Below are 12,673 nucleotides of genomic sequence, written 5' to 3' on the forward strand. Positions count from 1 at the left end.
AAAATCTCTATTCTATATAAGAGTACAAAACCCTTTTTCTTATTATTTTAAAAATTTTGTATATTTATTTGAAAGAACAAAAAAATCATGATAAAATCGTGTTATAAATGTATCTGTATCTTCAAACATATAGTAATTTTTATCAAAAAATCCCTTGTTACAAAACGTACAAATTTTGCGAAGTTATTTACATCATGTTCTCTTTTCTTACAATTTCTTTACTTTAGAACATTTTTTCTGCAACAACTATTTTCTTTTCTTTAGATTTTTGGTATTTATAGTATGGGTATAACAGCTCGCATGGAGGTGGAAAAAACATGTTAGAAACCTTTCAAAAGGAATTAGAACTGTACGAAAATAATGCAGAATTATTGAAAGTCCTTGCTCATCCTGTTCGTTTATGTATTGTAAAGGGATTAATCGAACGCGGTCCAAGCAATGTTTCGACAATGTACACAGGCTTAAATATGCCACAATCCACAATTTCACAGCATTTAGCAAAATTAAAAAGCGCTAAAATTGTTTCTAGTGAAAGAAAAGGATTAGAAATTTACTACAAAGTAGAAAATGAAACAATCATTCAACTTGTTCGTGTATTACTAGGTTAGGGGTAACTAAGCAGAAAAGGGCGTATTCTATATTTTCTATCTCATATCTTTAATATAAATATATATCATGAGAGAAAATATACAATACTACATATCCTAAAGTCGTATCAAACAAACAAGACGCAGAACTATTCTGTGTCTTGTTTGTTTCTACATATGTAAATACTTCTTTACATCAAAATGTGATATTCCTTTTTTTTGCATAACAACATCAAAAGCATCGCTCATCCCTCCATGTAAAATCATAGAACGAATCGCTCTGTTTTGTTTCTGTTTCTCAGAAAAAGGATCGGAATCTTGATGACTAGCAAGTTGTTCTAATATACCTGCTGCAAGTAAGAACTCCCTCTGTTTTGTATGCCACACCGTATGTAAAGCATTCTCTTCTCCTATTTCCTTCAATTCATCCCAATGAATATGTGTTGTTATATCCATTTCACCTGGATACTCGAGCGGGTTTCGAATAAGCCTATGGTTATAATACCCTCTTAGACTCCCTTCATGGTGCGCAGGGTGCATCCACTCCGCCATTGTATATCCATAATCTACCGTGATGAATAAGCCTTTCTTAAGCCATCTAGCAATTTCTTGCACATAGTTTTCCATTGCTATTGGTACTTCAAATCGCTGCCTTTCAAAAAGCTGAATATGACGTCTCCGGAGGTAACTACTTATTCTTCCTTCTATCGGTCTTAATACTTCAGCAAGCCTTCCTTCATCTGTATACGTAATCCGTACTTCATACAAATGACCATCTCGCCTCTCAACCACTTTAACAGGAAATGCATCAAACAATTCATTTGAAAAAACAACTCCTGTAAAAGACTCACCTAACTTCTCATAAGATTTATACAGCGAAACATTTTGAAATGAACCCAGTTGACGTTTTTGTAACTTTCTATGGAAAGGACTCACTTCAATAATAGAATACTGTAAATCTGCAAAAGTCTCCGGAGAGAACTGCTTCCATTCTTGTAAAACGGCATAGGCAAATCTTCCTGTTCCCCCACCAATTTCACAGATATTTGGAGGGATTTCTCCATTTTGGGCAAGACGAATAAAAAAACGTGCGAATGTCTTTGCAAATACAGAAGAAATATTACTACTTGTAAAAAAGTCACCATTCCTTCCAATCTTCTCACGTTCTTTCATATAGTATCCATACTCCTCATTATATAGCGCAAGGTTCATGTATGTACTATATGAAATCGAATAATCCTTTTCTTTCTCCATCCATTTTCTTAAAACGAACTCCATCCCCATAAGGCTCCTTATTGTAAAAATGGATTATTTTCTTTTTCGAAACCAATATTTGTTTCCGGTCCATGTCCGCATAATACTGCTGTTTCATCTGGCAGTATAAATAATTTTCCTTCAATACTTCCAATTAATTCTGCAAAACTTCCTCCCGGTAAATCTGTTCGACCAATACTCATTTGGAATAATACATCTCCTGAAAATACAGCATTTGCCGCTTTACAGTAATATGAGATACTGCCTGGAGAATGTCCTGGTGTCTCAAACATTTCAAATGTAAAGGACCCAATTGTTAACATTCCTTCTCCTTCAATTATTTGATCAGCTGGTTTCGCTGTAATACTTCGATTCATCATAAAGATTTGCGAACCATTGATATTCCCATCACCTAGCCAATCCGCTTCCTCTTTATGTACATACACCGGAATATGAAAAGCATCTCTCACAGTATCAACTGCACCAATATGATCGAAATGAGCATGTGTTAATAAAACCGCTAATGGTTTTAATTGTTCTTCTTGCAAATACGTTACAAGCTTCTCTCCTTCACTACCTGGATCAAAAATAATACATTCTTTTTGATCATTGCTTAAAATATATGCATTTGTTTGTAATGGCCCTAACGGCATTTGTATCCATTTCATGTTTAAATCTCCTCCAGTTGTTGAACTTACTTTTATGATACAACATTTCTTTCCCTTAGGAAAAGAAACGATGCTATCTCGACAATCATTTCTAAAACATGTACAATAAAAAAGAAGAAATATTGCAAAAACTCAAACGAAAGAATGAGAGAGCAGAGGGGGATCATATATGGGTCTTGTTATCATTTTTGCGTTAGTCACTCTGTTAGCTGTATTCGCAACCCTTAGAACATTACGTGAAAAAAATCTACTTGCGGGCGGCTTTGCTATTGCAACCGTACTTGTTTTCGGATGGTTTACAATTATGACTGTCCTTAATAGCGGGTACCCACCTGCTGCTTAATTCACTTACAGTTCTATTCTTCATCAAGATTTTGCATAAAGTGAAACTTTAATCAGTGGGGGTTTTCTTCATCCCCCACTGATTATTAGTTGAACCAATCGAGCCGTTACGGGCAGTTTATCTCCCACCTAACTTCTTTGCTCCCGCCGAATTTTAAGGTGAGAGTATTACTGCCCGTTAGTGCGGGATAAAAAGAGGAAGGGATCTCCCTTCCTCTTCTCATTATCACGCAAGTATCAGTAGTCCCGCCTTAATGTCGATTCGTCCTCACTGATTACCCTCTTACTTCATAACTTCATATTTATGCTTCTTCACAAGCCAAGCTCCGCCGATTACACCAGCATCATTACCAAGCGTTGCAATCGCGAGCTTTGTGCTCTTAACAGCGCGTGAAAATGCATACTGTTCAAAATAGCGCTGAATTGGTTGTAATAATGCATCACCAGCTTTAGACACACCACCGCCAATTACAATCTTTTCTGGATTTAACGTACTAGAAAGGTTTGCTACAGCTAGCCCTAAATAAGAAGCTACCTTTTCTACAATTTGTGCCGCTAAAGCGTCACCTTGACCAAGCGCTTCAAACACATCTTTAGATGTAATGCGTCCCTCTTCTTCTAACATGGAACGCAGCACACTTGGTTCATCTGTATTTTGTAATTTTTGCATAGCAACACGTACAATACCTGTTGCTGAAGCTACCGTTTCTAAACATCCAGATTTTCCGCAGTTACAAGGAAATGCATTTTCTGTTACAACTGTAATATGACCAATTTCACCAGCAGCACCACTTACACCGTGTACAATCTCACCGTTCGCAATCACACCGCCGCCAACACCAGTTCCAAGCGTCATACAAACTAAATCTTTCGCTCCTTCACCAGCACCTTTCCACATTTCACCAAGTGCTGCTAAGTTTGCATCATTATCAACCACAACAGGTAATCCTGTTTCTACTTCTAATAAATCTTTTAATGGATAGTTTTTCCACCCTAAATTAACCGCTTCATAAATCATACCAGAAGCAACATGCACAGGCCCAGGAGCTCCCATACCGATACCAATTAACTTACTCTTTAATTCTCCTAGTTCCTCTAACTTTTTATCAATTGCTTTCGCTACATCTAATGTAATATGTTTTCCTTGTTCACTTGTATTCGTCGGAATTTCCCACTTATGTAAAATTTCACCGTACACATTAATAAATGCTAATTTAATCGTTGTCCCGCCAAGGTCAACACCAACTAACCACTTTTCTTCCATTTTTGCTAACCTACCTTTATCTAATTCTTGCTTATCTCTTTTTGAATCTCTTGCTTCAATAAAAATAAAGCTGTTTGATAGTCTTTTGACTCAATCAACTGTGATTGATTTAATTCACGCAATTCATCTTGCATCAATTGTAAATCAGCAATTCGATCACCTGTGTAAATGATTGTTCCAAATTTTTTTAGCAATTGCTGAATATCATAAATCGATATCATTTTATCACCCTCTATGTCCACTTATTATGGAAATATAATAAGAAAACGTTCACATATTTTATTATAATCAACAAGAAAAAGCCTCGTCAATTTTTATTTGTCTATACAAGTCCATTTTGACCAATTGTTTCTTTTTCTGTAATAATTTTTTGTACATTTTGATCAAATGGCTCTGTTGGGATATAATTAACAATTTGAAAACCAAACGCTAATGATAGCGTTTTCCCTTTATACTGCAGCAAATAACGATCATAATAGCCACCACCGTACCCAATACGTTCTCCTCGTCTTGTATACGCAACTCCAGGCACAAACAGAAGATCAATTTCATTTGCCTCTATTTCTACTGTTAACGCTGGTATCGGTTCACGTAAGCTCATATATACTGTTTCTAATTGATCGAAATTTGTAATTTGCCGAAAAGTCATTGTTCTTGTCTCTCTATTACACTTTGGTACAACAACTTTTTTACCTTCTCGCCATGCTTGTTCAATAATAACGTATGTATTAACTTCATGTTCCATCGAAAGAGTAATCCCTATTGTTTGCGCGTCTCTCCACTCTTTTTGTTCATATAAAGAAAATACAATTTGTTCTGATAAAGTTTTGTGCTGCTCTTTCGATAAAGCATTCATTTGTTCTACTATTTTCTTCCGTAAACGTACCTTCTCCTCTTTCACAAGCTTTTCCCCCTATAAGATGATTATAATCATAAAATGAATTACGTTCTGATGAACAGTTTATCATTCTTTTCATGTAGCATCACTTTTCAATAAGGAATGTCACCATAGTAAAAAAAGAAACAGTAGGAAATATTCCTACTGCTTACTTTGTTTCACGGTGTAACGTAGACTTCTTGTCACGCTTGCAATACTTTTTAAGCTCAAGGCGCTCCGTGTTGTTACGTTTATTTTTCTTTGAGATATAGTTACGATCTCCGCATTCTGTACATGCTAGAGTAATATTCACACGCATTCTTATTTCCCTCCAGTCACTAATAACTTAAATCAGACTATACTATAATACCACTTTTAAAATAAAAATTCTACACCTTTTGATATTGTCTAATTTTTTCTATAAGAGTTTGCATATTTTCCTTTGCTATTACTGGGTTTCTCGCATGTGAGTACACAAGAAATTTTGGATGTTTTGCATCAGAAACAATATAAGACCACTCTTTTTCTGTATATTTAAACTGAATTCCCTCTAATACTTCGAACTCCCTTTTTTCCATATCTTGCAATAACATTCCCATTACTTTCCCTTTCTCTTTCCATGAACAAACAACTTCATCACACAATAAGTAAAGGGGTGGTGATTGCTCTAACATCATTGACAAAGTGTTTCCTTGCCTAGCAATTAGTTCAAATAATTTTCCAATACGATATAAAGTATCTTGTTGCCATCTCATCTGAAACTCACTTTGTTTACTATACATATAAAATAGAAGGTAGCACTCTCCTAATTTTAACGATAATGGATAAACATTTTCTGTTGTCTCAAATAATAAATTGGGCACATCGATTTCTTCATATTTTGCACTTTGGTAAATCCCACCATGACTATCATATAATTCAAATTTATTTCCGTGTTCATAAAACATAAGGCCCATATGAGCCCGACTAGATTTCATTAACGATTTAATATGCTCTTTTTGCTCATTAGCATAAATCCACGTAATCGTACAACCAAGTTTTTTCAAGAAGGATATAAGTAGAGGCTGAATCATTTCATCTCTTTTATTAATAAGAAGGTGAAATGTTTGCTTTCTTATCGTTTCGATATCTAAATGCGCTAAGACAGATTCAACATATTTCTCTAAACAAACATGTATCGTTTCATTTCGTCCTATATCTTTATTATACACATAACGAAATGCTTCTGACGCATACAAGTGTTCCAGTTCTTTTTGTTGTTTATATGATAACTGTATACCACCTTTCCCATATAGTTGCATAACAATTCCTTCTTCTTGTTCAAAGCGAATAAAAACGCCCCCTGCACATCCTAGTTCATGAATTGCATATTGAAAAGCCGAATCATTCATTTCTTGACATTCCATCGTGTACAAACCAACACCATGGATCGCATGTAGAAATAACTTTTTAAAAATATCAACTTCTACATCCGCATATCCGCCAACCAATATATGCTCCCCTTTTGAAAAAAGAGAACCATATGCCATTGCAACTTTTACAGCAACTTGAGGTGTCATTTCTATATTCCCTCTACCTACTACTCTGCTTTTTTGTAACCAACCTGATGTTTTTTCATTTTCAGTAATTCCTGACGAACCAATGATAGAATGACTATCAATCACTTTACCCGGCCATAGTTTTCCGTTTTGTTGTATCACTGTGTTTTTCCCAATTTGGCAATGGTCTGCTACCACACTTTTCTCAAATAAAGTAACATCATCTTTGATCGTTGTATTTTCTCCAACGGTCGCTTCTAATAACTCACAACGTTTTCCTACATACGTATGAGCAAGAACAATACTTTTTTGAAAATGCGTATAATCTGATATAGTACTGCGCTTACCAATAATTGCATACGGCTCAATTATCGCCCCTGTTCCAATCGTTACCCCTGCCCCGATGAAAGACGGCCCATGTATTTTAGTTCCCTTTTCAATCGTTACTCCTTCTCCCATCCAAACCATCGGTAGTACTTCCGTATAAGAAATCGGGACCTGTACTTTCTTTGTTAGTAAATCAAACTGCGCCTGTCGATATTGTTCTAACGTACCAATATCTAACCAGTAACCGTCCGCTTCGTAGCCAAAGAGCACTTTTTTATTTTCTAACTGAGGAAATACATGCTGACTAAAGTCAAAAAACTGAGTTGTTGGAATATAAGAAAAAATTTGAGGGTCCATAATATAAATTCCTGTATTTACAGTATTGGAAATCACTTCACTCCAACTCGGTTTTTCCATATAACGTATAATTTCCTGCTTTCTATTCATAATGACTGAACCAAATGACAGTGGGTTTTCCACTTCTTTCACGAACATCGTGACCAACCTATTCTTACACTTATGAAATTCAATTCCTTTCGACAAATTAAAATCCGTCAATGCATCCCCACTAATTACAACAAATGGCTCATCTAAAAACGCTTCTGCTTGTTTAATGCTCCCTGCCGTACCAAGTGGTGGTGAATCTTCGAAATAATGCAACTTTACTCCCCATTTACTTCCATCACCAAAATATCGCTTGATAGCCACGCTCATATATTGAACTGTAATTGCAATCTCATGAATGCCATGACGCTTTAGTAACTCAATATTGTATTCCATCACTGGTTTTTCAAGTAATGGTAGCATTGGCTTTGGAAAATTACATGTTAATGGCCTAAGACGCCTTCCTTTTCCTCCAGCTAAAATAACCCCCTTCATATACATTCATCCTCCACTTTTATAATGTTGAACGACCTTGTATATCATATGTATGTCACTTATGTAGAAATTAACCTTTTCACTTACTTCACTACGCCCTAAGGTAAGCGCTTACTTTAGGGTTTAATAAAAGAAAAACATACTACTAAAATTCAACTAGTAACAGTTGTCCGCCCCTTCACCAATTTTTTTATATTGTTTTATTTTTCCATATTATGATACATCTTATCATCATAGATAAAACAAAACAACGAGCTTTTTTTGTCATGTTTTGACAAAAAAAGCAAGTGATATTTTATCACTTGCTCGCATTTTCTTCTTATTCATTTAACAAATAATGTTTCCCTTTCACTAAATAAAAAACATTCTCGGCAATATTCGTAATGTGATCTGCTACACGTTCAATGTAACGTGCAATAAAAGATAATTGTGTAATTTGCGTAATCGCTTCAGGATGTTCAGGTATAGATGAAATAAACTCACGAATCGCTCTCCCGTATATTTCATCAACAGAATCATCCATCTCTGCAATTTGTTTTGCAGAGGTTAAATTTTCTTCTTGATATGCTTCTAACGATAACTTTAACATATTTGCGGCAATCGTAAACATTTGCTCTAAACTCTGTAAGTTGACAGATACATCTTTTTCTCCAAGCCGAATTGTTGATTTCGCAATATTTACAGCATGATCTGCAATACGCTCTAAATCTGTTGCCGTTTTAATCGAAACAAAAATTCGTCGTAAATCACTCGCAACAGGTTGCTGCTTTGTAATTAACATAAGTGCAAGGTCATTAATTTCTTCTTCTAAATTATCCATACGGTAATCACCATCAATGACCTCTAACGCTGTCTCTACATCTCTCTTTCGAAGTCCTTCCATAGAACGAAAAAGAGCTTCTCTTGCCAATTCTCCAAGTTCAATCACCTTTTGTTGTAATGTTTGTAAGTCATAATGAAATTGCTCCCTTACCACGTTGTTTCCCCCTTTAGCTGTTGCGTATATATAAAGTAATAAAAGCCCCTTGTAAGAGGGGCTTTACTCCCAAAAATATTAACCAAATCGTCCTGTAATATAATCTTCTGTTCGCTTATCTGTAGGGGTCGTAAATAATTTATTTGTATCTGTATATTCAACAACCTCACCGCTTAGGAAGAAAGCTGTCTTATCGGAGATACGTGCAGCTTGTTGCATATTATGCGTTACAATGACAATACTAAAATCTTTCTTTAACTCTTGAATTAATTCTTCAACTTTTAATGTAGAAATCGGATCCAATGCTGATGTTGGTTCATCCATTAAGATTACATCCGGCTCAATCGCTAAACAACGAGCAATACATAAACGCTGTTGTTGGCCACCCGACAAACCATATGCATTATCGTGCAATCTATCTTTTAATTCATCCCAAATCGCCGCACCACGTAAACTTTTTTCAACAATTGCATCAAGTGTTTTCTTATCACGAATACCATGGATTTTTGGACCATAAGCCACATTTTCATAGATAGATTTCGGAAATGGATTCGGCTTTTGGAATACCATTCCAACATGTGTGCGTAATTCTTCAACAGGATATGACTTATCAAAAATATTTCGATCACGATATTCAATTACTCCCGTCGTACGAACGATCGGTACTAGCTCTACCATACGGTTTAACGTTTTTAAATATGTTGATTTCCCGCAACCACTCGGTCCAATAATTGCCGTTACTTCATTCTCATGAATACTTAAATTCACATCTTTTAATGCATGATCTTCTCCATACCATAAGTTTAAATTTTTTGTATCAAATACAACTTTCTTCGTTGCTGACTCAATTTTCGTTTCATTTTTTACCTGTACATTTACTACTGTTGCTACCATCTTGAATTCCCCTTTCATCCACTACTTACGATTTCGTAACCATAAGACAACCGCATTCATAATGAGCAACAATCCTAATAAAACAATCATACCGGCTGCTGCTACATGCTGAAACTCCTCTTGCGGTCTACTCATCCAATTAAAAATTTGAATCGGTAAAACTGTAAATCTATCAAACATGTTAAATGGGATATAATTAGCAAAAGCGAGCGCTCCAATGACTAATAGTGGTGCCGCCTCTCCAATTGCCCTCGATAACGCCAAAACACATCCCGTTAAAATTCCTGGCAAGGCAGTTGGCAATACAATCTGATACATCGTTTGCCATTTGGTAGCACCAACGCCATACGAAGCTTCTAGCAGAGAACTCGGTACCATACGAATTGCTTCTTGACTCGACACAACAACAGTTGGTAATACAAGAAGACTCATTGTAAATGCTGCTGTTACGATACTCTCCCCTAACTGAAGACCATATACAAAGATGGTTAAACCAAGCAATCCAAACACAACAGATGGCACACCCGCTAATGTTTGAATATTTAATTCTATGACCCTTGTGAATACAGAGTGCTTTGCATAATGTTCTAAATAAAGAGCTGTCCCTACCCCAAATACAAAGGAAACTGGCACTACTATACTCATAAATAAAATTGTTCCTGACAATGCAGCGGCAATACCAGCTTGCTTTGGATTACGCGAAGCAAAGTTCATAAAAAAATCTATTGAAAGATAACTTACACCTTTTTCAAATATTTGATAAAGCAATACAATTAGTATGCAAATAGAAAATAGCATTGTCATATAAGAAATCGACTTATATATTTGATCCTTCCAAAAACGAGATGCCATATTTTTTTTTATTTTCTTATGATTCAGCATTCTCATCTTATATCGCCTTTCTAAAACGGCGCATAATCTGCTGTGAAATCATATTCATCATGAATGTGAACATAAGTAATGTCGCACCTACAGCATACATGCTATAGTACGTAATCGTTCCATGGGGAGCATCACCTAAACTTACTTGCACAATATAAGCCGTTAACGTTTGAATAGAGTGCGTCGGATCTATCGATACATTGGGCGTTGAACCTCCAGCAATAACCACAATCATTGTTTCACCAATTGCACGTGAAGCCGCTAATAGAATCGCAGCCATAATACCGGTAAACGCAGCTGGAAATACAACCTTTCGCACAGTTTCAAAACGTGTGGCACCTAGCCCAAGTGAGGCTTCTTTTATTCCTTTAGACACAGCTCCCATTGCATCTTCAGAAAGAGAAGCAATTGTTGGGACCATCATAATCCCTATAACAACCCCTGGACTAATCGCATTAAAAAACTGTAAATCTGGAATGATACGCTGTAGGGCTGGTGTGACAATTGTTAAAGCAAAAAAACCATATACAATTGTAGGAATTCCTGCTAGTAGTTCTAAAATGGGCTTTAACACTTTTCTAACAAAGTGTGAAGCATATTCATTTAAAAATATGGCACATCCTATTCCAATTGGAATAGCTATTATCATAGCAATTGTTGTTACAAGTACGGTCCCACATATGAGAGGAAGTATCCCAAACTTCGGCTCTGCAAAAAATGGTAACCATTCTTTTTCGGTGAAAAAAGAATATATTGATATTTCATGAAAAAACATAATCGTTTCATTCGCTAACGTAACAATAATTCCGATTGTTGTTATAATAGATACGCTAGCAATTGCCATTAATAGTAACGGAACCATTCGATTGATTCGCTGCGTTTTTTTTCTTTTGATTGTATTTCTTTCAATCAAATGTTGCACAGAAAATGTAATTTGACTTTTGTCATTTCGAGCCAAAGATGAAAACCCCTTTCCACCCTGACATTATCTTTTTATTTCTGTTAACATTCGCAGCTGTTCATTATATTTTTGTGAGGGCAACTTAACATATCCGACTTCTTCAGCAAGTCTGCCCGCATGTTGCATCATAAATGTCACATACTCTGCCACACTGCTTTTATTTCGAATAGAAGCATGATTTACATAAGCAAATAGCGATCTTGACAATGGCTTATAGGCACCTGATTGAATGGTTTCTTTCGTTGGTCGTACACCATTTACTTTTATGGCCTTTACCTGATCCTGATTTGCCATATAATACGCATACCCCACAAATGCAATTGCATTTTTATCATTCATTACTCCTTGCATAATGACTTGATCGTCTTCAGATAAAGAAACTGTTTTTGCAAGACGATTGTTTTGCAAGATAGAACTTTGAAAATAATCATACGTACCAGAATCCACACCCGGCGCATAAAATTGCACTTTTTCATGTGGCCACTCTGGATGAATATGTGACCATCGTTTCGTTTTTCCATTTTCGCTCCATAATAGACGTAATTCTTCTGTTGTCATATTATCTACCCATGTATTTTGACGATTCACAATGATTGTAAGGCCATCATAAGCAATTTCAAATGGTGTAAACTGGACGGAGTTTTTTCTCATAAAGTCTTCTTCTACTTGTTTCACCTTTCGTGAAGCATTATTAATATCTACTTCACCTTTTCCAAAACGATGAAATCCTCCCCCTGTCCCAGATATACTAATAGAAATTTTTACACGCGGATCTTTTTTTGTGTACTCTTCCGCTATCGCTTCCATAATGGGAAATACAGTTGAGGATCCATCAACTCTCACTTCCCTCACATCATTAGCAGCAGATGTAGTAGACACATACGAAAACGTAAGGCATGTCGATATTACGAAAATCGTGATACATTTCCTTGTCCACTTCACGTGTAGTTCCTCCTAGAAGTATCCCGAAGTAACAGGATTACAGATATAAGAATACTGCCGAACTATTAATTCGGTTTTAATAATTTGTAAAAGTTTTGTAAAGTTCAACTTAATGTGAAGGAATACGATGCTCTTTTCTCATTTTCACTTCTCTTCTCAAAAGTAAATATATGACCGGTCATACTATGAGAGAGTTCATTTTTTCAGCACCTCATTTTTCATATATGATATGCTTGTCCACAATTACTATACTCTATGCATAAAATACAAAAAAAGCACACT

14 protein-coding genes are annotated in these 12,673 nt (G+C 35.8%); 2 read left to right on the top strand and 12 right to left on the bottom strand.

Annotation, left to right across the window (positions count from 1 at the left end; translation table 11 throughout):
* The first annotated feature begins 317 nt into the window (after positions 1–317).
* On the top strand, positions 318–608 hold the full coding sequence (locus KFD70_RS17190) for an ArsR/SmtB family transcription factor (RefSeq protein ID WP_000894376.1): 291 nt from the start codon (positions 318–320) through the stop codon (positions 606–608).
* A 150-nt stretch (positions 609–758) separates the two neighbouring features.
* On the opposite strand, the gene KFD70_RS17195 is transcribed toward KFD70_RS17190, so the two are convergent.
* Complete coding sequence (locus KFD70_RS17195; RefSeq protein WP_336450098.1) at positions 759–1,871, bottom strand: class I SAM-dependent methyltransferase; 1,113 nt, start codon at positions 1,869–1,871, stop codon at positions 759–761.
* A gap of 8 nt (positions 1,872–1,879) precedes the next feature.
* Positions 1,880–2,509 carry an MBL fold metallo-hydrolase gene (locus KFD70_RS17200; RefSeq protein WP_336450099.1) on the bottom strand — a complete coding sequence of 210 codons (630 nt, stop codon included), beginning with the start codon at positions 2,507–2,509 and terminating at the stop codon, positions 1,880–1,882.
* A gap of 169 nt (positions 2,510–2,678) precedes the next feature.
* On the opposite strand from KFD70_RS17200, the gene KFD70_RS17205 reads away from it, so the two are divergent.
* A complete protein-coding gene (locus KFD70_RS17205) occupies positions 2,679–2,852 on the top strand; it encodes a DUF2759 domain-containing protein (RefSeq protein WP_336450100.1) in 174 nt (57 codons plus the stop codon).
* 282 nt (positions 2,853–3,134) lie between these two features.
* On the opposite strand, the gene glcK is transcribed toward KFD70_RS17205, so the two are convergent.
* The 10 genes from glcK to KFD70_RS17255 all read right to left on the bottom strand — a co-directional run bounded on the left by glcK (position 3,135) and on the right by KFD70_RS17255 (position 12,391).
* Positions 3,135–4,115: a glucokinase gene (gene glcK, locus KFD70_RS17210; protein ID WP_336450101.1), complete on the bottom strand. Its 981-nt coding sequence runs from the start codon at positions 4,113–4,115 to the stop codon at positions 3,135–3,137.
* A 20-nt stretch (positions 4,116–4,135) separates the two neighbouring features.
* Complete coding sequence (locus KFD70_RS17215; protein WP_336450102.1) at positions 4,136–4,336, bottom strand: YqgQ family protein; 201 nt, start codon at positions 4,334–4,336, stop codon at positions 4,136–4,138.
* A 101-nt stretch (positions 4,337–4,437) separates the two neighbouring features.
* On the bottom strand, positions 4,438–5,016 hold the full coding sequence (locus KFD70_RS17220) for a 5-formyltetrahydrofolate cyclo-ligase (protein WP_336450103.1): 579 nt from the start codon (positions 5,014–5,016) through the stop codon (positions 4,438–4,440).
* A gap of 145 nt (positions 5,017–5,161) precedes the next feature.
* Positions 5,162–5,311, bottom strand: coding sequence for a 50S ribosomal protein L33 (gene rpmG / locus KFD70_RS17225; protein WP_001265618.1), 150 nt, complete (start codon positions 5,309–5,311; stop codon positions 5,162–5,164).
* A gap of 70 nt (positions 5,312–5,381) precedes the next feature.
* A complete protein-coding gene (locus KFD70_RS17230) occupies positions 5,382–7,736 on the bottom strand; it encodes a sugar phosphate nucleotidyltransferase (protein WP_336450104.1) in 2,355 nt (784 codons plus the stop codon).
* 319 nt (positions 7,737–8,055) lie between these two features.
* A complete protein-coding gene (gene phoU, locus KFD70_RS17235; RefSeq protein WP_336450105.1) occupies positions 8,056–8,712 on the bottom strand; it encodes a phosphate signaling complex protein PhoU in 657 nt (218 codons plus the stop codon).
* A gap of 78 nt (positions 8,713–8,790) precedes the next feature.
* Positions 8,791–9,606, bottom strand: a complete 816-nt coding sequence (pstB, locus tag KFD70_RS17240; protein WP_174098996.1) for a phosphate ABC transporter ATP-binding protein — start codon at positions 9,604–9,606, stop codon at positions 8,791–8,793.
* Between the two features lie 21 nt (positions 9,607–9,627).
* Positions 9,628–10,494, bottom strand: a complete 867-nt coding sequence (gene pstA / locus KFD70_RS17245; RefSeq protein WP_336450106.1) for a phosphate ABC transporter permease PstA — start codon at positions 10,492–10,494, stop codon at positions 9,628–9,630.
* A 1-nt stretch (position 10,495) separates the two neighbouring features.
* Entirely contained in the window at positions 10,496–11,446 is a 951-nt protein-coding gene (gene pstC / locus KFD70_RS17250; RefSeq protein WP_336450107.1) for a phosphate ABC transporter permease subunit PstC, read from the bottom strand.
* A 27-nt stretch (positions 11,447–11,473) separates the two neighbouring features.
* Positions 11,474–12,391, bottom strand: a complete 918-nt coding sequence (locus tag KFD70_RS17255; protein WP_336450108.1) for a PstS family phosphate ABC transporter substrate-binding protein — start codon at positions 12,389–12,391, stop codon at positions 11,474–11,476.
* Positions 12,392–12,673 lie beyond the last annotated feature (282 nt).

Origin of the sequence: Bacillus pfraonensis (genome assembly GCF_050768835.1) — a bacterium.
Taxonomy (GTDB): Bacteria; Bacillota; Bacilli; order Bacillales; family Bacillaceae_G; genus Bacillus_A; species Bacillus_A pfraonensis.

Coding starts and splice junctions, on each gene's coding strand:
- KFD70_RS17215 (WP_336450102.1), bottom strand. CDS start 4,336: ATGATATCGATTTATGATATTCAGCAATTGCTAAAAAAATTTGGAACA.
- pstA (WP_336450106.1), bottom strand. CDS start 10,494: ATGAGAATGCTGAATCATAAGAAAATAAAAAAAAATATGGCATCTCGT.
- KFD70_RS17205 (WP_336450100.1), top strand. CDS start 2,679: ATGGGTCTTGTTATCATTTTTGCGTTAGTCACTCTGTTAGCTGTATTC.
- pstB (WP_174098996.1), bottom strand. CDS start 9,606: ATGGTAGCAACAGTAGTAAATGTACAGGTAAAAAATGAAACGAAAATT.
- KFD70_RS17195 (WP_336450098.1), bottom strand. CDS start 1,871: ATGGGGATGGAGTTCGTTTTAAGAAAATGGATGGAGAAAGAAAAGGAT.
- KFD70_RS17190 (WP_000894376.1), top strand. CDS start 318: ATGTTAGAAACCTTTCAAAAGGAATTAGAACTGTACGAAAATAATGCA.
- glcK (WP_336450101.1), bottom strand. CDS start 4,115: ATGGAAGAAAAGTGGTTAGTTGGTGTTGACCTTGGCGGGACAACGATT.
- KFD70_RS17200 (WP_336450099.1), bottom strand. CDS start 2,509: ATGAAATGGATACAAATGCCGTTAGGGCCATTACAAACAAATGCATAT.
- rpmG (WP_001265618.1), bottom strand. CDS start 5,311: ATGCGTGTGAATATTACTCTAGCATGTACAGAATGCGGAGATCGTAAC.
- KFD70_RS17230 (WP_336450104.1), bottom strand. CDS start 7,736: ATGAAGGGGGTTATTTTAGCTGGAGGAAAAGGAAGGCGTCTTAGGCCA.